Annotated in this window: 20 protein-coding genes; 18 read left to right on the top strand and 2 right to left on the bottom strand. The window is 59.5% G+C overall.

Annotated features, from left to right (window positions below):
- Nucleotides 1-24: 24 nt before the first annotated feature.
- The 17 genes from murF (at nucleotide 25) to nrdR (ending at nucleotide 20,090) form a co-directional block, all read left to right on the top strand.
- Nucleotides 25-1,482: a UDP-N-acetylmuramoyl-tripeptide--D-alanyl-D-alanine ligase gene (murF, locus tag CIK76_RS11345; protein WP_096286501.1), complete on the top strand. Its 1,458-nt coding sequence runs from the start codon at nucleotides 25-27 to the stop codon at nucleotides 1,480-1,482.
- Complete coding sequence (gene mraY, locus CIK76_RS11340; RefSeq protein ID WP_096286499.1) at nucleotides 1,479-2,582, top strand: phospho-N-acetylmuramoyl-pentapeptide-transferase; 1,104 nt, start codon at nucleotides 1,479-1,481, stop codon at nucleotides 2,580-2,582. The genes murF and mraY overlap by 4 nt, the downstream gene beginning before the upstream one ends.
- Nucleotides 2,564-4,099 carry a UDP-N-acetylmuramoyl-L-alanine--D-glutamate ligase gene (gene murD, locus CIK76_RS11335; protein WP_096286497.1) on the top strand — a complete coding sequence of 512 codons (1,536 nt, stop codon included), beginning with the start codon at nucleotides 2,564-2,566 and terminating at the stop codon, nucleotides 4,097-4,099. Before mraY ends, murD begins: the two co-directional genes overlap by 19 nt.
- Before the next feature lie 25 nt (nucleotides 4,100-4,124).
- Nucleotides 4,125-5,366, top strand: a complete 1,242-nt coding sequence (locus CIK76_RS11330) for a putative peptidoglycan glycosyltransferase FtsW (RefSeq protein ID WP_096286495.1) — start codon at nucleotides 4,125-4,127, stop codon at nucleotides 5,364-5,366.
- A 56-nt stretch (nucleotides 5,367-5,422) separates the two neighbouring features.
- Nucleotides 5,423-6,547: an undecaprenyldiphospho-muramoylpentapeptide beta-N-acetylglucosaminyltransferase gene (murG, locus tag CIK76_RS11325; RefSeq protein ID WP_096286493.1), complete on the top strand. Its 1,125-nt coding sequence runs from the start codon at nucleotides 5,423-5,425 to the stop codon at nucleotides 6,545-6,547.
- 2 nt (nucleotides 6,548-6,549) lie between these two features.
- Nucleotides 6,550-7,953, top strand: a complete 1,404-nt coding sequence (gene murC / locus CIK76_RS11320) for a UDP-N-acetylmuramate--L-alanine ligase (protein WP_096286491.1) — start codon at nucleotides 6,550-6,552, stop codon at nucleotides 7,951-7,953.
- Between the two features lie 14 nt (nucleotides 7,954-7,967).
- The gene (locus CIK76_RS11315; protein ID WP_096286489.1) at nucleotides 7,968-8,702 is read left to right on the top strand and encodes an FtsQ-type POTRA domain-containing protein; all 735 of its coding nucleotides are present in this window, start codon (nucleotides 7,968-7,970) and stop codon (nucleotides 8,700-8,702) included.
- A gap of 218 nt (nucleotides 8,703-8,920) precedes the next feature.
- Nucleotides 8,921-10,111: a cell division protein FtsZ gene (ftsZ, locus tag CIK76_RS11310; protein WP_096286487.1), complete on the top strand. Its 1,191-nt coding sequence runs from the start codon at nucleotides 8,921-8,923 to the stop codon at nucleotides 10,109-10,111.
- 20 nt (nucleotides 10,112-10,131) lie between these two features.
- The gene (locus CIK76_RS11305) at nucleotides 10,132-10,854 is read left to right on the top strand and encodes a polyphenol oxidase family protein (protein WP_096286485.1); all 723 of its coding nucleotides are present in this window, start codon (nucleotides 10,132-10,134) and stop codon (nucleotides 10,852-10,854) included.
- A gap of 126 nt (nucleotides 10,855-10,980) precedes the next feature.
- Nucleotides 10,981-11,532 (top strand): cell division protein SepF, encoded by a 552-nt coding sequence (sepF, locus tag CIK76_RS11300; RefSeq protein WP_096286483.1) that lies wholly within the window; start codon nucleotides 10,981-10,983, stop codon nucleotides 11,530-11,532.
- 23 nt (nucleotides 11,533-11,555) lie between these two features.
- Nucleotides 11,556-11,852, top strand: coding sequence for a YggT family protein (locus tag CIK76_RS11295; RefSeq protein ID WP_096286481.1), 297 nt, complete (start codon nucleotides 11,556-11,558; stop codon nucleotides 11,850-11,852).
- Nucleotides 11,853-12,078: 226 nt separating this feature from the next.
- Nucleotides 12,079-12,816, top strand: coding sequence for a DivIVA domain-containing protein (locus CIK76_RS11290; RefSeq protein WP_096286479.1), 738 nt, complete (start codon nucleotides 12,079-12,081; stop codon nucleotides 12,814-12,816).
- 108 nt (nucleotides 12,817-12,924) lie between these two features.
- A complete protein-coding gene (gene lspA / locus CIK76_RS11285; protein ID WP_255248439.1) occupies nucleotides 12,925-13,497 on the top strand; it encodes a signal peptidase II in 573 nt (190 codons plus the stop codon).
- Nucleotides 13,494-14,441 carry an RluA family pseudouridine synthase gene (locus CIK76_RS11280; protein WP_096286475.1) on the top strand — a complete coding sequence of 316 codons (948 nt, stop codon included), beginning with the start codon at nucleotides 13,494-13,496 and terminating at the stop codon, nucleotides 14,439-14,441. The genes lspA and CIK76_RS11280 overlap by 4 nt, the downstream gene beginning before the upstream one ends.
- Nucleotides 14,442-14,524: 83 nt before the next feature.
- Complete coding sequence (gene dnaE, locus CIK76_RS11275) at nucleotides 14,525-18,088, top strand: DNA polymerase III subunit alpha (RefSeq protein WP_096286473.1); 3,564 nt, start codon at nucleotides 14,525-14,527, stop codon at nucleotides 18,086-18,088.
- 75 nt (nucleotides 18,089-18,163) lie between these two features.
- On the top strand, nucleotides 18,164-19,516 hold the full coding sequence (hisD, locus tag CIK76_RS11270; RefSeq protein ID WP_096286471.1) for a histidinol dehydrogenase: 1,353 nt from the start codon (nucleotides 18,164-18,166) through the stop codon (nucleotides 19,514-19,516).
- Between the two features lie 85 nt (nucleotides 19,517-19,601).
- Entirely contained in the window at nucleotides 19,602-20,090 is a 489-nt protein-coding gene (gene nrdR / locus CIK76_RS11265; protein WP_096286469.1) for a transcriptional regulator NrdR, read from the top strand.
- Nucleotides 20,091-20,197: 107 nt separating this feature from the next.
- Here the strand turns inward: nrdR and map are convergent, their stop codons facing one another.
- Nucleotides 20,198-21,073, bottom strand: a complete 876-nt coding sequence (gene map / locus CIK76_RS11260; protein WP_096286467.1) for a type I methionyl aminopeptidase — start codon at nucleotides 21,071-21,073, stop codon at nucleotides 20,198-20,200.
- A gap of 112 nt (nucleotides 21,074-21,185) precedes the next feature.
- Between map and CIK76_RS11255 the strand changes: the two genes are divergently transcribed.
- Complete coding sequence (locus CIK76_RS11255) at nucleotides 21,186-21,380, top strand: hypothetical protein (protein ID WP_096286465.1); 195 nt, start codon at nucleotides 21,186-21,188, stop codon at nucleotides 21,378-21,380.
- Nucleotides 21,381-21,450: 70 nt separating this feature from the next.
- On the opposite strand, the gene panB is transcribed toward CIK76_RS11255, so the two are convergent.
- Entirely contained in the window at nucleotides 21,451-22,287 is an 837-nt protein-coding gene (gene panB, locus CIK76_RS11250) for a 3-methyl-2-oxobutanoate hydroxymethyltransferase (protein WP_096286463.1), read from the bottom strand.
- Between the last annotated feature and the right edge of the window lie 15 nt (nucleotides 22,288-22,302).

Raw genomic sequence — 22,302 nt, 5'->3', positions numbered from 1 at the left:
CTCAAGTGTAAAGTCCTAATTGCCATGATTGATTTGTCCTTCTCCGACCTGCTCGCGATCACCGGGGGTCGCGCGACAGCTTCTGTCGACCCATCCACCGTCATCTCATCGGTCACCACCGATTCGCGTGACGTGCTTCCCGGATCCCTCTTTGTCGCCAAGCCCGGCGAGTTCTCCGACGGGCACGCCTTTATCGACAAGGCCCTCGCCGGCGGCGCCGTGCTGGCCTTGGCCGAACGCATCACCTTAGATGACCGGCGGGTCGAGCATCCGGCAATCATCGTGGAAGACGCGGTGGAAGCCATGGGCCGGATCGCCGCGCACCTCGTGGAATACCTGAAGGCCGAGAACGACGCCGTGGTGATCGGGATTACCGGTTCGGCCGGCAAGACCACCACCAAGGACCTGCTGGCGACGATCTTGGCCAAGGCCGCCCCGACCGTTTCCCCGATCGGCTCCTACAACGGCGAAGTCGGCGTACCGCTGACCGTGTTCACCGCCACCAAGGACACCAAATACCTGGTGATCGAAATGGGCGCCACCGGAGTGGGGCATCTGACCTACCTGACCGACATGGTCCGCCCGAAGCTCGGTGTGGTGCTCTGCGTCGGGACCGCTCATGCCGGTGAATTCGGCGGAGTCGAGAACATCGAAAAGGCCAAGGGCGAACTCGTTGAGGCCTTGGACGCCTCCGGGACCGCCTTGCTGAACTTCGAAGATGCCAGGGTAGCGCGCATGGCGGAACGCTCCGGGGGAGCGGTCCGGTACTTCGGCAGCATCGCGGGCAAGCCACAGGAAGCCAGCGTCTGGGCCAATGATGTGGTGGTCAATGCGCATGGCCAGCCCGAGCTCACCCTCGAATTCGCCGACGGCTACAGCCAGCGGATCACCTCCGGCCTGCTGGGCCGCCACCACGTGAGCAACATTCTCGCCGCCGCAAGCGCAGCCTTTGAACTCGGCATCGCGGCAGCGCTGATCGCCGAGACCCTCGATGGGTTGGCCGCCGGAAGCCGCTGGCGGATGGAGCGCATCGAGCGGGCCGACGGCGTCACCATCATCAACGACGCCTACAACGCAAACCCGGAATCCATGCGCGCCGCACTGCGCACCCTGGCCGAGCTCGGCCTGCCCGATGAGCAGGGCCACGCCCGGCGCACCTGGGCGGTATTGGGTGAAATGCTCGAACTCGGGGACGACTCCCGGCACGAACATGACGTGCTGGGACGGATCGCGGTTCGCATGAACATCAAGAAATTGCTGGTCATCGGGTGGGGCGCGAAACTTGCCTATAACTCGGCGGTGCTTGAAGGCAGCTGGGGAGACGAAGCTTATTTCGTGGAAGATCTAGACGAAGCACGTACCTTGCTTCAAGAGCAGCTACTACCCGGAGATATTGTCCTGTTTAAATCCTCTAACGGGGCCGGTCTACGCTTCCTCGGCGACGACATTGCAGCATTCGCGAAGGAAGGCGACAACGCATGATCGCATTGATTTTGGGGGCCGGCATTGCCCTCGTGCTGACCATGGTGGCCATGCCGCTGTACATCCGCCTGCTCACCAAGAAACAGTATGGCCAGGTCGTGCGCGATGACGGGCCGAACTCGCACGCCATCAAGTCCGGCACCCCGACCATGGGCGGTGTGGTCTTCGTCTTGGCCGTGTTCGTCGCTTACTTTGCCACGCACCTGATCCTCGGTTTAATGGGACGCACCTCCTCGGGAATCACTGCCAGCGGTTTGCTGGTGCTGCTGCTCTTTGGCGGAATGGGCCTGGTCGGCTTCCTCGATGACTTCATCAAGATCTTCAAGAAGCGTTCATTGGGCTTGCGCGCCTGGCAGAAGATTGTCTTGCAGGCCTTCTTCGGCATCAGCTTCGCCGTGCTCGCCTTGCAATTCCCCAACGACCAGGGCTTGACACCGGGCTCTACCGCAATTTCCTTCCTGCGCGACACCAACATTGATCTGGCCTTCGCTGGCCCAATGCTGGGCATGATCCTGTTCGTGCTCTGGGCGAACTTCATCGTTACCGGTGCTACCAACGGGGTGAACCTGACCGACGGCTTGGACGGGCTGGCTACCGGTGCCTCGATCATGGTCTTCGGCGCCTACACCCTGATGGGAATCTGGCAGCAGAACCAGGCCTGCAGCAACATGGATTCGCTGGACGTCTGCTACTCGGTGCGTGACCCTCAGGACCTGGCCCTGCTTGGCGCCACCCTCTCCGGCGCGCTGATCGCCTTCCTCTGGTTCAACGCCAAGCCGGCGAAGATCTTCATGGGGGACACCGGTTCGCTTGCTATCGGCGGTGCCGTGGCTGCCTTCGCGATCCTCTCGCGCACCCAGCTGCTGCTGGTGGTTATCGCCGGCCTGTTCGTGATCATCACCCTGTCGGTGATCATCCAGGTGGGCTACTTCAAGCTCTCGGGCGGCAAGCGCGTGTTCAAGATGGCGCCGCTGCAGCACCACTTCGAGCTTTCGGGCTGGTCCGAAGAAAATGTTGTTATTCGATTCTGGATTCTTGCCGGGCTGTTCGTGGCAGCCGGGCTGGGTCTGTTCTACTCCGAATGGGTTGTCGCGCTGTGAGTGAAAAACTGGCCGATCTGAGAAGCTGGGATGCTAATTGGAAAGGCTTGCGCGTCCTCGTTGCAGGTCTAGGGCTTTCGGGATTCTCTGCCGCCGATACCCTGATCGAGCTGGGCGCGATGGTCAGCGTCATCGACGGCCGCGACGATAAGATCAACGCCCAGCGTGCTGAAACGCTCATGCTGGTCGGAGCCCACGAGGTGCTGCTCGGCGAGCAGCACGTCGCTTCGCTGCCGCAGATCGATGGCGCTGCGCCAGAGCTGGTAATCGTTTCGCCAGGCTGGAATCCACGTCACCCGGTATTGCTTCAAGCCGCGGAAGCCGGCATCGAGATCTGGGGCGATATCGAACTGGCCTGGCGGGTCCAGAACCGCGCCGGGCGTAGCGCTCCGAAATGGCTGGCGATCACCGGCACCAACGGCAAGACCACCACGGTAGGAATGACCGAAGCGATCCTGCAGGCCGCTGGCCTGCGGGCGATCGCCGTGGGCAATGTCGGCACCCCGATTCTCGATGCGGTGCGCGAGCCGGTGGAATACGACGTGTTCGTTGTTGAGCTCTCCAGCTTCCAGCTGCACTACACGCACAGCATTTCTCCGCTTGCCTCGGTGGTGCTGAACATCGCGGAGGACCATGTCGATTGGCATGGCGGATTCGAAGGCTACAAGGCCGACAAGGCCAAGATCTACGAACGCACCGAAGTCGCCGCGATCTTCAATACCGCCGATGCGTCGACGCTGAAAATGGTGGAGAACGCTGATGTCGTCGAGGGCTGCCGGGCCATTGGCTTCTCTACGGACAGCCCGGCGGTTTCCACCGTAGGCATCGTCGAAGGACTGCTGGTGGACCGCGCATTCATCGAAGAGCGGCGAAGCAACGCGCTTGAACTGGTGGCGCTGACAGATATCGGCGAGATCGTTCCGCGGCATACCGCGGCCAACGCCGCGGCGGCGGCCGCCTTGGCCCGCGCCTACGGGGTGGAAGCCGAAGCAGTCGCCAAGGGGCTCAGCGGGTTTGATTCCGGAGCGCACCGCATCCAAGCGGTGGCGCGTCGCGATGAGATCTTGTGGATCAACGACTCCAAGGCAACCAACCCGCATGCGGCAAATGCTTCCCTTGCGGCGTTCAGCTCGGTGCTGTGGATCGCCGGCGGCTTGTCCAAGGGCGTGGACTACACCGACTTGATCAAGGAACATGCCCAACGGCTCAGCGCCGTGCTGCTGATCGGCACGGATAACGATTCGCTGCGTGCGGCGCTGGCCGAACAGGCGCCGCAGGTACCGCTGATAGACATCACCGCTCAGGGGCTAGCCGCCGACGGCGTTGCCCCTACCGGGACTCAGGTGATGACCCAAGCGGTGCGCAAGGCGGCGGAACTAGCTCAAGCCGGTGACACCGTGCTAATGGCGCCGGCTGCGGCATCCATGGATCAATTCAGCTCCTACGCCCAGCGTGGCAACGCATTTATCAGCGCGGTCAGTGATCTGATGGATGCGGGCACCGAAGAAACCAAGTAAGCAGCGGACGGGACGGGAGGCAGATATGGCGTCACCACGTGGCAAAAAAGCCAGGAACGGAAAGCCTAAAATCTCCCCGATTTCCCGGCTCATCGGCAATATCGAATCCGGTAGTGCCCGGACCGCCTCCATTGACTACATGCTGGTGTTCGTCACCTCCATTGCCTTAGCCGTTTTCGGTGTGCTGATGGTGCAGTCTTCGGCATCGGTCGAGGCGATCGCGCGCGGAAACGACGGCTTTGAGGTGGCGATCTCCCAGGCGATGTTCGCCGCGTTGGGGATCGTGTGCATGATCGTCATGCAATTTTTCAAACCAGAGTCCTTGAAGCGGCTCGCCTGGCCCGCGGCAATCATCGCGTTCGGGCTGCTCTTCCTGGTGGCCTTCACCCCGCTGGGCCATGAGGTCTTGGGCAACCGAAACTGGATCCGCATCACCGCTACCGTAGGGCTGCAGCCCAGTGAATTCGCCAAGCTGGCGTTGGCGGTTTTTGCCGCGTTCATGCTGGAAAAGAAACAGGGCATGCTGCACGACTACAAGCACCTGTTCATTCCAGTAGTCGCTCCCGTCGGCGGCGCCATCCTCTTGCTGGTGCTGTGGGGCAAGGATGTGGGTACCGCGCTGATCCTAATCCTGATCATCGCCACCGCATTATTCCTCGGCGGGCTCAAGATCAAGTGGCTGGCCCTGACCGGCGCCGCGGGTTTCATCGTGCTCTCGGTCTTGGTTTTTGCCTCTAGCAACCGACGTGCCCGCATGCTGGCATGGCTGAACATCGACTGCGGTCCCGATGACCGGATCTGCTACCAGTCGAGCATGGGACTGCATGCCTTCGCATCGGGTGGCTGGTTCGGTGTAGGCGCCGGGCAATCACGGTTGAAGTGGTCGTATGTTCCGGAAGCTCAGAACGACTTTATCTTCTCAATCCTTGGTGAAGAGTTCGGCTTTGTCGGAGTGCTCTTCGTGCTGTGCATGTTCGCGCTGTTGGCCTTGGCCATGTACCGCATTTCGATGCGCGCAAATGACCTGTACACGAAGGTGCTCATGGGTTGCATATCTTCGTGGATCATTGGCCAGACGTTCATCAACCTCGGCACCGTCAGCGGATTGCTGCCGGTCATCGGCGTGCCCTTGCCGTTCATTTCTTCCGGCGGCTCGGCCATGCTTGCGGTAATGCTCGCCATGGGTTTTGTCCTGTGTTCTGCTCGCGCCCAAAAGGTCGCCGCATTGGCTACCCTTGTCGAGGATGCCAAGAAGCCTAAAAAGTAGTATTCGCTTACGTTATTGCCTAATAGCCGGTCTTGGACCCAAGGAGTAGAAAAGCCATGAGTGATCCGATCCGTCTGGTAGTTGCCGGAGGCGGAACCGCCGGCCATATCTCGCCGATGCTGGCGATCGCTGATGCGGTCCGCAAGCGGGACCTTCAAGCAGAGATCCTCGCGCTGGGATCCCCGGGCGGACTCGAAACGAAGCTGGTGCCGGAAGCCGGATACCGGCTGGAGCTGATTCCCAAGGCGCCGATGCCTCGCAGTATTTCGCTGGATCTGCTCAAGTTCCCTTTCCGATTCCTGAAGGCGCTAAGCCAAGCGAAGCGGACCCTGCGCGAAACCGGTGCCGAAGCACTGCTCGGCGTGGGAGGTTACGTATGCACACCAGCCTATCTCGCGGCAAAGCAGCTGGGGATACCGACCTTTGTCCATGAGGCGAACTCGGTAGCCGGCATGGCCAATAAATTGGGTGCCAAACACGCGGTAGCGGTCGGAACCACCTTCGCCAATACCGGGTTGCCTAAGGAACGCCAGGTGGGCATGCCGATGCGCTCGAATATTGCGCTGATGGATCGCAACGCGTTGCGCGAGGAAGCACGCGCGTATTTCGGCCTCACCGATGAAGCTCCGGTTCTCCTGGTCACCGGAGGTTCCTCCGGAGCGCAGAGCTTGAACACCACGATTATTGCCGCGCTCGATGAGCTGACGGCCGCCGGGATTCATGTGGTGCATATTACCGGCCGGGAAAAGCAGGCCACCGATGCCCAGGGAAATCTCTTGGCGCAGGAGGGCTATACGCAGCGCGAATATGTGGAACGCATGGACTACGCCTATGCGGCGGCCGATCTGATGATCTGCCGTTCGGGTGCCGGGACCGTCTGCGAGCTGGCCGTGGCGGGCACCCCTTCGGTACTGGTGCCCTTGCCTATCGGCAATGGTGAGCAGAAGCTCAATGCGCGTGAACTCGTCGCAGCCGGGGGCGCGGTGCTGGTCTCCGACGGCGAATTCACTCCCGACTTTGTCACCGACACGGTGCTGAAGCTGGTCACCGATCAGCATAAACTTGAACAGATGTCGCAGGCCGCCGCGGCCCAGGGGCAGCGAGACGCCGCCGAACAGATGGCGGCCCTGATTATCGATGAAGTTTCAACCCGCCGTTCAGCGTCGGGCCAGAAAGGCTAAACATGGCACAGCAGCCAGGCGAGCACATCGCCGAACTTGGCAAGGTACATCTGATGGGTGTTGGCGGTGTTGGCGTATCTGCCGTAGCCCGACTGCTATTGGACTATGGGGTATCGGTGTCCGGCTCCGACGCCAAGAACCTGCCGGTTCTCGACGGCTTGCGTGAGCGCGGCGCGCGTATTCATGTCGGCTATGACCCACAGAACTTAGGTGACGCGGACACCGTGGTGATCTCCTCGATCATCAAGCCCGGGAACGCCGAATACGATGAAGCGCTCCGCCGGGGACTGCGCATCTTGCACCGCTCCGAGGGGCTCGAAGCGACCATGCGCGGCCATCAGCAGGTGGTGACCATCGCCGGAACCCACGGCAAGACCACCACTACGTCGTTGACCGCCCATATGCTGAAGACCGCAGCGGCAGCCCCGTCTTTTGCCGTGGGCGCGAACATTCCAAGTCTGGGCACCAACGCAGAACTCGGCGCGGGAGGGATCTTCGTCGCCGAGGCGGATGAGTCCGATTCATCGTTCTTGAATTATCGGCCAAATGTCATTGTGGTCACCAACGTCGAAGCCGATCACCTCGATCACTATGGTACGGCGGAAGCCGTGCACCAGGCCTTTGTAGATTTCGCTCGGTTGCTGCCCGCGGATGGTCTGCTCATCTGCTGTGCAGATGATGAAGGCGCCAACGGCCTGGCTCGCAAGATGCGCCATGAACGTCCCGAACTGCGGATCCAGACCTACGGTTTCGCCGATCACGCTGACCGTCGGCTCAGCGATGCGCGCGCGCTGGACGACGGGCGTTTCGTGTGCACCATCGAATGGGGCAGCGGTGAGAGCCATACGCTGAACCTTGCGGTGCCTGGCCAGCACAATCTGCTTAACGCTGCCGCAGCCCTGGCGGTAGGCATGGATGCCGGGCTTGAAATCGCCGATGCGCTTGAGGCTTTGGCCAGTTTTGCAGGTGCAGCGCGCCGTTTCGAGTTCAAAGGCGAAGCCGAAGGCGTGCGTGTCTATGATGACTACGCCCACCATCCCACCGAAGTAAATGCCGCCTTGAAGGCAGGACGCGCGGTGGCCGGGGACGGCAAGCTGCATGTGGTGTTCCAACCGCATCTTTTCAGCCGAACCCAAGAGTTCTACCGCCAGTTCGCCCAAGCCTTGTCGTTGGCCGACAGCGTGCGCGTTCTGGAGATCTACCCGGCACGTGAAGAGCCGATCCCCGGAGTCACCAGCGCGCTGATCGCCGAGCGGATCGAAGTGCCAAGCGAGGTGCTCAGCCCGGTGGCGGCGGTGGCCCACGTGGTCGAGTATGCCGAACCCGGAGATGTCGTGATGACCATTGGTGCCGGAGATGTGACCGAACTTGGTTCGCAAATCGTCGCGGCACTGTCCTGCGAATAAAGCTGGGAGCCACTATGGGGGAAAACACCAAGGTTGTCGAGCTGCCAGCCAGCCCGGAGAAGAAACGACGCAAGCTGCTCATTATCATCGCCGCAAGCATTGTGGCGCTGAGCATCGCGGCGGTATTGATTCTCAGTTTTTCGCCGCTGCTTGCCGCGAAGAAAATTGAGGTGACCGGAAGCAAACTGGTCAGCGAGCAGAAGCTGCTCGAAGCGTTGGCGCCGCTGGAAGGAGTGCCGCTGCCGCGGATCTCCGAATCGCGTGTCGTAGAGCTTATCGGCGATCAGCCAGCCGTGGACGAGATTGTGGTGCGTGCAAAAATGCCCGACACGCTAGTCGTCGAAGTGGTCGAGGCCGTGCCTGTGGCGATCCTGGAGGAGGGGAAAAATTCCTATATCGTCTCGTCTACCGGAGAGAAGCTGAAAAAAGTCGGAGAGAAGGACAAAACCAAACTTCCTCGGGTGAAGGCCTCGGATCAAACCAAAGACCCGGAGCAGTTTCAGCTGCTGACCGGGATCCTGAGCACGGTGGAGCCCAACGTGCTCAAGCAGGTCTCCACCGCTACGCTGACCCAGGCCGGTTTCATGGAACTCGCCTTGCCGAAGAAGCGAACTCTGATCTGGGGAGACGGAGGGAAGGCCGCACTTAAAAATGAAGTTGCGAAGATTTTCCTCGACGAACTAAATGAAAATCCGAAGATGGCCAAGGTCATCGACGTGACCAATCCAGAAAACCCGGTGACGTATTAAGTCGTTCGCCACGGGCGAGGGATGAACATTCTCAAGGTAAATTCTGGAAAGATAGGTTTCAATAGGCGACACGCCACGGCGGTCGTTGCAGAAAGCCAGCATGGCTCATAGCGTTCTTAATAGCGATAGCTTGACAGAAACTTAACCTTAAGGCAAAAGGTCAAGGTTTCGCGCATGAATCGTGAAATATGTAGCACATCTAACAAGGGAAGCGGGACGTGGCAGCTCCACAGAATTACCTCGCGGTCATTAAAGTCGTCGGAATCGGCGGTGGCGGTGTAAACGCAGTCAATCGAATGATCGAAGTCGGTCTCAAGGGCGTTGAATTCATCGCCATCAATACCGATGCGCAGGCTCTACTCATGAGTGATGCCGACGTTAAGCTCGACGTAGGACGCGAACTTACTCGCGGCCTCGGCGCTGGCGCGAACCCTGATGTGGGACGCCAGGCAGCCGAAGACCACGTTGAAGAGATCGAAGACGTCCTACGCGGCGCCGACATGGTCTTCGTGACCGCCGGTGAAGGCGGTGGCACCGGTACCGGTGGCGCGCCCGTCGTGGCACGAATCGCCCGCGGATTGGGCGCTCTGACCATCGGTGTCGTCACCCGCCCATTCACCTTCGAAGGTCGCCGCCGCGCGAACTCGGCCGAAAATGGCATCGAAGCACTACGCGACGAAGTCGATACTCTGATCGTCATCCCGAACGACCGACTGCTGTCCATCTCGGACCGCAACGTTTCCGTTCTGGACGCATTCCGCCAAGCAGACCAGGTACTGCTTTCCGGTGTTCAGGGCATCACCGACTTGATCACCACCTCGGGTCTGATCAACCTCGACTTCGCCGACGTGAAGTCCGTTATGCAGGGTGCCGGCTCGGCACTTATGGGTATCGGTTCAGCACGTGGCGAGGATCGTGCGGTCAAGGCCGCAGAGCTAGCAATCGCTTCGCCGTTGCTGGAAGCATCCATTGACGGTGCGCATGGCGTCCTGCTCTCCATTCAGGGTGGCTCGGATCTCGGTTTGTTTGAGATCAACGAGGCAGCTCGTCTGGTTCAGGAAGTCGCGCACCCAGAAGCCAATATCATTTTCGGTGCCGTCATCGACGACGCTTTGGGTGACGAAGCTCGAGTTACGGTGATTGCTGCCGGCTTTGACGAGCCAGATGTAACCAGCAAGCCGATGGCTCCGCTGGCTTCGAAGCCAGCGGCCAGCCGTCAAGCACAAGAGCAGCAGCCTGTTCCAGCTGCGGTGGCCCCTGAAGCAACACCAGCTCCGGCGGCCGCTGCTCCAGAAGCAAAGCCAGCGGCAGCGGAGCAGGACAACTCCTTCCAGGATCTTCCAGACGTTGTCGACTCGGACCTTAACGGTTCGAACGATGACCTGGACGTTCCGGACTTCCTAAAGTAAAAACAGCGACAAGCTGAGCAGTGCTACATTTCGCGTCGAACCTCGATTCGAGTATCCAACTGGCATTTACCACGCAAGCCGAGGGAAACCTGGCCTTGCATGTAAATGATGACCCCCACTTAGTGGGGGAGCATCGGGCCAAGCTGGAAGACTCGATCGGGGTTCGTCGTTTTTCATTGCACTTCATGAACCAAATCCATTCCACAGTGGCGGTGCATATTGCCCCAGTGCAGCGCACCTCATGGAATGAACCCGAGGCGCCGACCTGCGATGCGCTCATCGACCCTACCGGGCGCGAAGCCCTCGCCGTCCTGGTGGCCGATTGCCTGCCGGTCCTTTTTGTGGCACGAGACACGCACAATGCTCGGACTTTCACCGCCGCGGCCCACGCCGGTCGTCGGGGGCTACTGGGCGGGATTCTGGCGCATACCGTCGATGAACTGCATGGATTGGGCGCAGAATCGGTTGAGGCCGTCATCGGTCCGGCGATCTGCGGGCGCTGCTATGAAGTCCCGGAAGCCATGGCAGCCGAATCCGAGCTAGCGCGACCGGGCATACGAACCAGCACCAGCTGGGGGACCCCCGCGCTCGATCTACCGGTTTCGGCCGAGCAAGAGCTCTCGGCACTAGGCGTTCAGGTGCAGCAAAGCAGAATTTGCACCTTGGAGGATGAGAGATTCTTCTCCTATCGAAGAACTCCTCAAGCGGGTCGATTGGCTGGCCTGATATGGCCGAAAACCTAGGCTTGCGCGACACACCGCGCAAAAAAATTCGAATGAGCGATGCCTGTCGATTGCCGTGCGGTAGCGTCAGAGTAGCGGAATCATGCACCTGCGCGTGCATGCACGGGACAACTGAGGAGAAATATCGTGGCTGACGGACTACGTAAGGCAATGGTCTATCTTGGCTTGGCGGATGCTGTCGAGCAGAGCGAGGCCGAAATGGACAACTCAGAACCTAGGACCCAGGTGCGGGCCGTAGAAGATGCTGCCCCGCAGCGTCCTTCCGAAGCCCCGCGCCCGCAGCCGGTAGTCAAGCCGGTTGCCCCGCATTCCGTAGCCAAAGAACCAGAGAGCGAATACCGTGCTCCGGTCACACCGATTAAGCGTGCCCCTTCAGTACGGGATGAGGATTCCGAATTGCGTCAAATTACTACCGTTCACCCGCGTTCTTACAACGATGCCAAAATCATCGGTGAGAACTTCCGTGACGGAATCCCGGTGATTATGAATGTCACCGATATGGGAGAAACCGATGCTAAGCGCCTAGTCGATTTCTCGGCTGGCCTAGTTTTCGCACTCCACGGCTCCATCGAGCGAGTCACGAATAAAGTATTTCTGCTCTCCCCGGCCACTGTGGAAGTACTGGGTGAAGACCGTAAACAGTCCGAAGCCCAGGCGACTTTCTTCAACCAGAGTTAAGCTGCAGGAGCGAGCGCGTAAACATGGTGTTCGGGATTATTTATTTCCTGCTAGCTGTCTTGCAGATTCTGCTAATAATGCGAATTGTGTTGGACATAACTGAAAGTTTTGCACGGCATTGGCGACCGAAAGGGATCGCGCTAGTGGCTGCAACTGCAATCGTCACGATTACCGACCCGCCGCTGCGTTGGTTGAGACGCAGGATTAAGCCATTGGATATCGGTGGAATCCGGCTTGACTTGTCATTTTTGATCCTGTTTATCGTCGTAATGATTGTCAAATCGATCATTAGTGGCGTAGGTTACAGTACAGGGATCTGAGCAGGTATTTCGTAGAAGAATACGAGGATCTGGCAGAGTCCTAAACTGTAAAATTCAATAGAAAAAGAGCTGTCCCGGCAGTTCGGTTTCGTAATTAGTGTCCGAATCGTTATATCCTTTAGGAAATAGTGCTCCGACTTCACCGGTCGCGACACTGAATGAACGGTAAGTGTTTCGCTAGACATCAACGGTCGAGCGGAAATGATCCCAGTATTGAGGTGACCCAATGGCTTTGACGCCAGAAGACGTAGTCAATAAGCGGTTTCAGCCGACCAAGTTCCGTGAAGGCTACGACCAAGACGAGGTAGATGACTTCCTCGACGAGATCGTTGTGGAGCTGCGTCGCCTGACCGGTGAGAACGAAGAGCTGCGCAGCCGCTTGGCAGCGCAAGGCGGGGACACCAGCGTCTCGGCCAAGGAACAGTCCGTTCCAGCTCCCGTGGCCGCCGCTCCAGCTGCGAAACCAGCTGAAGAAAAGAAGGCTGAAACCAAGCCGGAAGAGCCAAAGAAGGTCGAGACCCCAGCCGCTGCACCAGTAGCCGAGGCCAAGAAGGCCGAAGCTCCGGTTGCTGCAGCCAAGGTCGAGGACAAGAAGGACGCGGCTCCTGGAGCCAACGCCGTTCCTGCTGCCGCTCCTCGCACCGAATCCGCAGAATCTGCAGCCAACGTGCTTTCGATGGCACAGCGACTGCACGATGAATACGTTGCCTCCGGTGTTGAGCAGCGTGACAAGATCATCTCGGAAGCTAAGACCGAAGCGAACTCGCTGGTTACCTCTGCAGAAGAGAAGAGCCGCAAGACTCTCTCCGCACTGGAACAGCAGAAGTCCGTACTTGAGCGCAAGCTTGAGCAGCTGCGTGGCTTCGAGCGTGACTACCGTGCACGTCTGAAGACTTACATCGAAGGACAGCTCCGCGACCTTGAGTCGCAGGGATCCATCGATAACGCAACCAAGTCCAACTAGTCCCTTACGGGTTTGATGGCTTGAACTAAATATAAGTACAGTTGACGGTGGTGCTCGGGTTTGTCCGGCGCCACCGTTGATGTTTAAAGGGAATTAATGGGTAATAGTGTGAGTGCTTCACAACCGAGAAGTGCTGCTGCGGCCAAGCGCTTCACCGGCATAGGGCTGGTCATCGCCCTGATCGCATTGGTCCTGGACCAAGCGGTCAAAATTCTCGTGGAGAGAAATATGGAACTCGGCGAATCCTTCGTGGTCATCCCGAATTTCTTGGATATCCATTACATTCTCAATCCCGGGGCCGCCTTCTCCATGGGCGAAGACTTCACCATCGTCTTTGCCATCTTGCAAGCGGCGGTCGTGGTCTACGTGATCTATCTGCTGCTGCGCAAGGTCGCGGTACGCTCCTGGGCGATCATCCTGGGATGTCTGCTTGGCGGGGTCGCGGGAAACCTGGCCGACCGAATCTTCCGCGAGCCGGCCTTTGGCTTCGGGCATGTAGTTGACATGTTCTCCGTCCAAAACTTTGCCATCTTCAACGTCGCCGACTCGTTTATCGTCTGCTCGATGATCGTGGTTGCGCTGATGCTGATCCGCGGAAGGAATTTGGATGGCACCATCGGCGATGCGCCGACTAAGAAAATAAACGACGGGGACGACGAAGGCACGGAGCCCACAGCATGAGCGGTACCGACACCACCGAGAACCACGCACTAGTCGTCGCCCCAGAGGATGCCGGGCAACGTCTGGACGTCCACATCTCCAAGACCTTGGAAATCCCGCGCACCCTGGCCAAATCCCTGTGCAAGGATTCGATGGTTGAAGTCAACGGACGGATTGTCACCAAGCCGCTCAAACTCCAAGCGGGGGACAGGCTGCAAGTGACCATCCCACCCCAGGCCGATCCATTAGAAATCAGAGTAATTGCCGTGGAAGATCTGAAGATTATTGCCGACGAAGATGACTATGTGGTCATCGATAAGCCGGTAGGCGTCGCGGCGCATCCTTCGCCGGGTTGGGTCGGACCGACCGTGGTCGGTGCGCTGATGGCCGAGGGATATAACATCTCAACCTCAGGTGCGTCGGAACGCCAGGGCATCGTGCACCGGCTCGACGTCGGAACCAGCGGCCTGATGGTGGTGGCCAAGTCCGAACGCGCCTATACCGCGCTCAAGCGTGCCTTCAAGGAACGTACTCCGAAGAAGGTCTACCACGCGGTGGTCCAGGGATTGCCGGATCCTCTTGAAGGAACCATCGACGCGCCCATCGGCCGCCACCCGGGACACGACTGGAAGTTCGCGGTACTCGAAGGCGGGCGCGATTCGGTGACCCATTACGAAATGCTCGAAGCCTTCGGACGGGCAAGTTTGGTCGAAGTGCAATTGGAAACCGGTCGAACCCACCAGATCCGCGTGCACTTCTCAGCCTTCGGCCACCCCTGCGTCGGCGACCAAACCTATGGTGCGGACCCGAAGTTCAGTGCCGCCCTGGGGCTGACCCGCCAATGGCTACATGCCAAGCGTCTAGGATTCAACCATCCGGTCACCGATCAATGGGTCGAGTACGAAAGCGAATATCCGCACGATCTGTCGGGTGCATTGGAGCTACTGCGCGAAGGAACTTACTAGTTCCCTCGGTGCTTGCTATGAGAGCTCCCACAGCGGGTGGGGCAGTGGACGAAATTCGTTGCGTGAATCGCTAGACTGGTTCAGTGAGCGCGACACGTGACGGATTTGTCCATCTGCATACCCATACCGAATACTCCATGCTGGACGGAGCAGCCCGGCTAGGCGAGCTATTTGAAGAAGCCAACCGGCAAGGCATGGAAGCCATGGCCATCACCGACCATGGATACCTCTTTGGCGCCTTCGATTTCTGGAAACGGGCTACCGACGCTGGCGTCAAGCCAATCATCGGCGTAGAAGCCTACGTCACCCCGGGCACGGCCCGAAATGACAAGACCCGTGTGAAATGGCGTACCGATGAATCGCAAAAAGGCGACGACGTTTCCGGCGGTGGCCTGTACAACCACATGACCTTGCTGTCCTATAACAACAAGGGTATGGACAACCTGTTCAAGGGTTCCTCCAGAGCCTCATTGGATTCAGTGTTCGGCAAGTACCCGCGCTGGGACCGCGAACTGCTCAACGAGCATTCCGAGGGCCTGATCGCGACCACCGGTTGCCCCTCCGGGGAGGTGCAGACCAAGCTTCGTCTCGGGCAATACGATGCGGCCAAGGCTGCCGCGGCGGAGCTCCAGGATCTGTTCGGCAAGGAAAACTACTACTGCGAGATCATGGACCACGGTCTGGAGATTGAACGCAGGATCACCAAGGACCTGTTGCGCCTGGCCCGCGAGCTAAACATCCCCTTGGTGGCGACCAACGACCTGCACTACACCCATGAAGCTGATTCGAAAGCGCACGAGGCGCTCCTTGCCATCAACTCGGGTTCCACGCTCGATGAACCGACCTATGACCAGGGTGGCAGCCGCTTCGCATTCTCCGGTTCCGGCTACTATCTCAAGAGCGCGCGCGAAATGCGTGAGCTGTTCAAGGAACATCCAGAAGCCTGCGACAACACCCTTGAAATCGCAGATCGCGTTGATCTCACCTTTGACACCAACGCGAACTACATGCCGAAGTTCCCTTGTCCGCCGGGAGAAGATGAGACCAGCTGGCTGATCAAGGAAGTCGACAAGGGGATGCACTACAGGTATCCCAACGGCGTTCCGGACGCTTCGCGCCGACAGGCGGACTACGAGCTGGACGTCATCATCAAGATGGGCTTTCCTGGCTACTTCCTCGTCGTGGCGGACTTCATCAACTGGTCCAAGGACAACGGCATCCGTGTCGGTCCGGGCCGTGGCTCTGGTGCCGGTTCCATGGTTGCCTATGCCATGCGTATTACCGACCTCGACCCGCTGGTGCACGGGCTGATCTTCGAACGCTTCCTGAACCCGGAACGTGTGTCCATGCCCGACTTCGACGTCGACTTCGATGATCGTCGCCGCGCGGAGGTCATCAAATACGTGACCGAAAAGTATGGCGATGAACGTGTCTCCATGATCGTGACCTATGGTTCGATCAAGACCAAACAAGCGTTGAAAGACTCCTCACGCGTGCTTGGCTACCCATTCAGCATGGGTGAAACCTTGACTAAGGCACTGCCCCCGGCAGTGATGGCCAAGGACATTCCGCTCAACGACATTGAGAATCCGGATTCGAAGCGCTATTCCGAAGCCGGGGACTTCCGCAACCTGGTGGCGAATGACCCGGAAGCCGCGCGAGTCTTCGAGACCGCGAAGGGCCTGGAAGGGCTGAAGCGCCAGTGGGGGGTACACGCCGCCGGCGTCATCATGAGCTCGGATCCGATTATCGACGTGATCCCGATTATGCGCCGTTTTCAGGATGGCCAAGTCATCACGCAGTTCGACTACCCGACCTGCGAAGGTTTGGGATTGATCAAGATGGACTTCCTGGGGTTGCGCAACCTCACCATCATTTCCGACGCGCTGGAGAACATCCAGTACAACACCGGGAACGAGATCGACCTCGAGGTCTTGACCCTGGAAGATCCCGCGGCCTACCAGCTGCTGGCCCGCGGTGACACCCTCGGGGTGTTCCAGCTCGACGGTGGCCCGATGCGTTCGCTGCTGAAAATGATGCGTCCGGATAACTTCGAAGACATTTCGGCAGTTATCGCCCTGTACCGCCCAGGTCCAATGGGCGCGAACTCGCACACCAATTATGCGTTGCGCAAGACCGGGCTGCAGGACGTCACTCCGATCCACCCGGAACTCGAAGAACCGCTTGCGGATATTCTCGGCGGGACCTACGGCCTGATCGTGTATCAGGAGCAGGTTATGGCGATCGCGCAGAAACTGGCCGGCTACTCGCTGGGTCAAGCAGATATTCTGCGCCGCGCCATGGGCAAGAAGAAGAAATCCGAACTGGATAAGCAGTTTGCGGGCTTCAAAAAGGGCATGAACGACAGCGGCTATTCCGACGCCGCGGTGAAAACCCTGTGGGATATTCTGCTGCCCTTCTCCGACTATGCCTTTAATAAGGCCCACTCGGCGGCCTACGGTGTGGTCTCTTACTGGACCGCCTACCTCAAGGCTCATTACCCGGCCGAATACATGGCCGCCTTGCTCACCAGCGTCGGTGACGACAAGGACAAGCTCGCGCTGTACCTGAACGAATGCCGCCACATCGGTATTACCGTACTGCCACCGGATGTCAACGAATCGGCCTTGAACTTTACCCCTGTGGGCAAGGACATCCGCTTCGGCATGGGCGCCATCCGAAACGTCGGCGCCAACGCCGTGGCAGGCATGGTCGAAGCGCGCACCGAAAAGGGGGCCTACCGGGACTTCAGCGACTTCCTGAGCAAGGTGCCTGCGGTAGTGTGCAACAAGCGCACAATCGAATCCTTGATCAAGGCCGGAGCCTTCGATTCGATGAAGCACCCGCGCCGCGCGCTGGTGGCTATCCACGAAGAAGCCGTGGACTCGGTCATCCAGCTTAAGCGCAATGAGGCCGCGAACCAGTTTGATCTGTTCAGCGCGCTGGATACCTCCGATGTTTCGGACGCGATGACGGTGGCCGTCCCCGACCTTCCCGACTGGGAGAAGAAGGAAAAGCTCGCTTACGAACGCGATATGCTCGGCCTCTACGTCTCGGACCACCCCTTGCAGGGTCTGGGCTCTGCCCTGGACCAGTATGCGGATATGCCGGTCACCAGCGTGCTTTCGGATGAAGGGCCCTCCGATGGGCACGTCATTTCGATTGCAGGCATGATCAGCGGCCTGCAGCGGCGCATTGCCAAGAAATCCGGTAATCCCTACGCGCGCTGTGAGATCGAAGACCTCTCGGGCTCCATGGAAGTCATGTTCTTCGGGCAGGCCTATCAGCCGATCGCCGAGATTCTGGCCGATGACCTGATCGTGGTCATCAAGGGCCGCGTGCAGCGCCGCGATGATGGTTCGATTACGCTCAACGCCCAAGAAATGATGATTCCGGAACTCTCGGATGCCTCTGGCACAGGACCGGTGGTCATCGGCATTCCGACGCATAAGGCCACCGAGTCGCTGATTCAAAAGCTCGGTGACGTGCTGCGTACCCACAACGGCAATACCGAGGTGCGGGTGAAACTCACCGGTAGCCGTGGAACCTCGTTGATGCGGCTGGGGATGAACTTCAGGGTCAATCCGAACCCCGCATTGTTCGGAGACCTCAAGGTATTGCTCGGCCCAGCCTGCTTGGACGTCTAGCAAGTTCCCGGGGCTTATGACCGGGTTGGGTAACCAAAGGAAACCTAACCCGGCCAGAGGCGTTAAACTAGGATCGTGACTTCAAACCCAGATACAGTCTTTTCCGAACTCGCGACCATCGACTGGCGTGGAGCAAAACTCAACCGTGCTCAGCTCAAGGCCAAACTGCCGCGACCTGAAGTGAACTCGCAGACCGCCGCCGAGGTGGTCCAGCAGATCATCGAGGATGTGCGCGAGCATGGCATGGAAACGTTGAAGGACCTCGCGAAGCGATTCGACAAGGTTGATCTGGAGCATACCCGGGTACCGCAGAGCGAACTCGATCGCGCCCTGGACGAGCTAGATCCGCAGGTCCGGCTGGCTCTGGAAGAATCGATCAGCCGCGCGCGAGTCTTCGCCGCAGCGCAGCTGCCGCAGGAAGCAAGTGTGGCTTATGGCCACGGCGGCACTGTGACCCAGCGCTGGGTGCCGGTGCGCCGCGTCGGGCTTTATGTTCCCGGAGGATTGGCCGTCTACCCGTCCTCGGTCATCATGAACACCGTTCCCGCGCAGGCCGCTGGCGTCACTTCGCTGGCGTTGGCCAGCCCTCCGCAGCAGGACTTCGGAGGACTGCCGCACCCGACCATCCTCGCCGCGGCGAAGCTGCTGGGCATTACCGAGGTGCACGCCATGGGTGGTGCGCAAGCCGTCGCGGCCTTCGCCTACGGCGTCGAAGTCCCCGGGGACCAGCGTGGAGACATCGAACCGGTAGATGTCATCTCAGGTCCGGGCAATGTTTTCGTCGCGACCGCTAAGCGCCTAGTCAAGGGAGTAGTGGGAATCGATGCGGAAGCCGGTCCCACCGAAATCGCGATCCTCGCCGATCACCGGGCCAACGCGGCCTTCGTCGCCGCGGACATGATTTCGCAGGCCGAACACGATGCGAATGCGGCGGCCGTACTGGTCACGGATTCCCCGGAGCTAGCTGTCGCTGTGCGCGCCGAACTTGCCACACAGGTGGCCGCAACAAAACACACAGAACGCGTGCAGCAGGCTTTGTCAGGTACGCAATCGGCGATCATCCTGGTCGATGACCTGGAGCAGGGGATCGAAGTATGCAATGCGTATGCGGCCGAACACCTCGAGGTGCTGACCCAAAACGCTGCCGAGGTCGCCGCGCGGATCAATGCCGCCGGGGCGATCTTCGTGGGCGAATACGCCCCGGTGTCGCTGGGAGACTACTGCGCGGGTTCAAACCACGTGCTTCCTACCAGCGGTACCGCCCTGCACGCCTCGGGCCTGAATGTGAACACCTTCTTGAAGGCCATACAGGTGATCGACTATGACAAGCAAGCGCTCGCTGAGGTAGCCGCTCACGTGATCAATCTGGCCAATGCAGAGGACCTTCCAGCGCACGGCGATGCAGTCGCGGTCCGTCAGGCGCTTTAGAAGCTAAACTATTAGGTGACGTGTGTGGATTTCTGTACGCCGTAGGCCTCGGTAGACACCACGGTCGCAAAAAGTTGGAGGTGCCATGAATTGCCCTTATTGTCGCAACGCAGATTCGCGTGTGGTCGATAGCCGAGTCGCCGATGACGGCGTGTCCATTCGACGCCGTCGTCAATGCACCGAGTGTTCGCGCCGTTTCACCACCACGGAAACCGCTTCGCTGAGCGTTTTGAAGCAGTCCGGCGCAGTGGAGCCGTTCTCGCGCCACAAGGTCATCAACGGTGTGCGCAAGGCCTGCCAAGGCCGCCCCGTGACCGATCACGATCTGGCCATCCTGGCTCAAGAGGTTGAGGAAGCGGTCCGGACTTCCGGGGCCGCAGAAATCCCGGCCCATCAAGTTGGGCTGGCGATTCTCGAGCCGCTGTCGCGCCTGGACGAAGTCGCCTATTTGCGTTTCGCTAGCGTTTATCACAATTTCCAGTCGCTCACGGATTTCGAAACCGCGATCGCGAAGCTGCGCGACCGCCGGGCCAAGACCCCGCAGGGAAACCAGCGTCCGCTAACCGCAGACTAAGGGCCAGCGCTTCCCAGCCGTAGGCAGATAGTTTCAAGGCCGGGCTCCGAACCATGACGGTTCGGGGCCCGGCCTTGTTGCTTGCCGGAAATCGAGGACTCGAGCAGCTACGGAAGGGTGAGAATCTCGGCGCCGTCGTTGGTGACCAGCAGGGTGTGCTCGAACTGCGCGGTGCGCTTCTTATCGCGCGTGGTCACCGTCCAGTCATCGGCCCACATATCCCACTCAATGGTGCCCAGGGTCAGCATCGGCTCGATGGTGAAGACCATGCCCGGCTCGATCAAGGTATCGTAGGCCGGTGCCGCATCGTAGTGCGGAATGATCAGCCCGGTGTGGAATGCCTCGCCGACCCCGTGGCCGGTGAAATCACGGACCACGCCATAGCCAAAGCGCTTGGCGTAGCTTTCGATGATGCGCCCGATGACGTTGATCTCACGCCCCGGCATCACGGCCTTGATCGCCCGCTTCAAGGACATTTCGGTGCGTTCCACCAAGAGCCGGGATTCTTCGTCAACGTCGCCCACGAGGAACGTTGCATTGTTATCCCCGTGCACCCCGCCGATGTACGCGGTGATATCGATGTTGATGATGTCGCCATCCTGCAACACGGTGCTGTCCGGGATGCCGTGGCAGATGACTTCATTGAGCGAGGAACAGAGCGATTTGGGGAATTCCCGATAGCCGAGAGTAGATGGGTAGGCGTTGTGATCCATCAAGAATTCGTGTCCCAGACGATCAAGCGCATCTGTGGTCACGCCCGGCTGGCAGGCCTTGCCAACTTCGGCCAACGCTTGGGCCGCGATACGTGAGGCAATGCGGATTCGCTCGATCACTTCAGGACTTTTAACTTCCGAGGCCGTGCTTTTCGCCGGTTCCTTCTTGCCCACATATTCGGGTCGTTCGATATGCGCCGGGACGAAGAGCTCCGGTGAGATCGTGCCAGGGGTCAGGGTTCCAAGTGGTGCAGTTGCAACAGTAGCCATATAAACATTCTAACTACGCAGCTAGCCCAACATCGCTTTTCTGAAGCCACCGATATGCGTGAGATTGAGCTAGCGTGGAGTCAGCAACAGCAATCGAACCTAGGAGCTGACCGTGAGCCAGAGCGCCACCCCCGGTGAAGGCAAATATTGGTACAACGTATCGACCGGCGGCATCGAGAAGGGACCGCAGTCCGACTGGACCCAGCTTCTCGGCCCCTACGATACCGAGGATGCGGCACGCAACGCGATGTCCAAGGTGCAGGCCCGCAACGAAGCCTGGGATGCCGAAGACGAAGAAGACGAATAACGAACTGGACCCGGGTGCGAGGGAAATTGATTCCTTGCACCCGGGTCCAGTGTGACGGCCGTGGAACTTGCTAGTCCTTGAACTCGTACTCGGCCGAGGGGAATGCGCCGCTCACGACGTCCCGGTGGTATTCGCCGACGGCGGCGGAAATCACCGAGCGAAGATCGGCGTACTGCTTCACGAATCGCGGGGTGCGGTGAGCCCCCAGCCCCAGGAGGTCCTGCCAGACAAGGACCTGTCCGGTGGTCCCGTTTCCTGCGCCGATGCCAATGGTTGGCACCCGCAGAGCCGCATCGACCTTGGCCGCCACAGGGCTAGGCACCATTTCCATGAGGACCGCAAAAGCGCCGGCACGCTCTAGCGCCTGGGCATCCGAGATCATCTCCGCGGCGCCGTCTCCGCGTCCTTGAACACGGTAGCCGCCCAGGGCATGCTCGGATTGCGGGGTGAATCCGATATGTCCGATGACCGGAACTCCGGCAAGCACCATCGCTTGAACATGTTCGGCGAACTGATGGCCCCCTTCAACCTTCACGGCCTGGGCGCCGCCCTCCTTCATGAGCCGAACCGCGGTGGCTACCGCTTGCTGCGGGGACTGCTCGTAGGAACCAAATGGAAGATCGGCTACGACCAGAGCGCGCTTGGCACCATTGGCGACGGCCTTGGTGAAGACGATCATTTCGTCCACGGTAATAGGCAAGGTGGAGTCGTAGCCAACCACGGTGTTGGCCGCTGAGTCGCCTACGAGGAGCAGCTCGATGCCTGCTTGGTCGAAGATCTCGGCCATCATGACGTCATATGCGGTTAACATGGCGAATTTTTCGCCATGCTCTTTTGCCTGCTGTAAATGGTGAACCCGAATGCGGGAAGGGCCTTTGTCAGGGTCGGAAAGATATGGTTGGGGCATAGAAAAACCTTATCG

It is taken from the genome of Glutamicibacter sp. BW80, assembly GCF_002332385.1.
Classification (GTDB): Bacteria; Actinomycetota; Actinomycetes; order Actinomycetales; family Micrococcaceae; genus Glutamicibacter.
This window is presented reverse-complemented; position numbering and strand designations above follow the sequence as displayed.

Coding starts and splice junctions, on each gene's coding strand:
- murF (WP_096286501.1), top strand. CDS start 25: ATGATTGATTTGTCCTTCTCCGACCTGCTCGCGATCACCGGGGGTCGC.
- mraY (WP_096286499.1), top strand. CDS start 1,479: ATGATCGCATTGATTTTGGGGGCCGGCATTGCCCTCGTGCTGACCATG.
- murD (WP_096286497.1), top strand. CDS start 2,564: ATGGGTTGTCGCGCTGTGAGTGAAAAACTGGCCGATCTGAGAAGCTGG.
- CIK76_RS11330 (WP_096286495.1), top strand. CDS start 4,125: ATGGCGTCACCACGTGGCAAAAAAGCCAGGAACGGAAAGCCTAAAATC.
- murG (WP_096286493.1), top strand. CDS start 5,423: ATGAGTGATCCGATCCGTCTGGTAGTTGCCGGAGGCGGAACCGCCGGC.
- murC (WP_096286491.1), top strand. CDS start 6,550: ATGGCACAGCAGCCAGGCGAGCACATCGCCGAACTTGGCAAGGTACAT.
- CIK76_RS11315 (WP_096286489.1), top strand. CDS start 7,968: ATGGGGGAAAACACCAAGGTTGTCGAGCTGCCAGCCAGCCCGGAGAAG.
- CIK76_RS11295 (WP_096286481.1), top strand. CDS start 11,556: ATGGTGTTCGGGATTATTTATTTCCTGCTAGCTGTCTTGCAGATTCTG.
- CIK76_RS11290 (WP_096286479.1), top strand. CDS start 12,079: ATGGCTTTGACGCCAGAAGACGTAGTCAATAAGCGGTTTCAGCCGACC.
- CIK76_RS11280 (WP_096286475.1), top strand. CDS start 13,494: ATGAGCGGTACCGACACCACCGAGAACCACGCACTAGTCGTCGCCCCA.
- nrdR (WP_096286469.1), top strand. CDS start 19,602: ATGAATTGCCCTTATTGTCGCAACGCAGATTCGCGTGTGGTCGATAGC.
- map (WP_096286467.1), bottom strand. CDS start 21,073: ATGGCTACTGTTGCAACTGCACCACTTGGAACCCTGACCCCTGGCACG.
- panB (WP_096286463.1), bottom strand. CDS start 22,287: ATGCCCCAACCATATCTTTCCGACCCTGACAAAGGCCCTTCCCGCATT.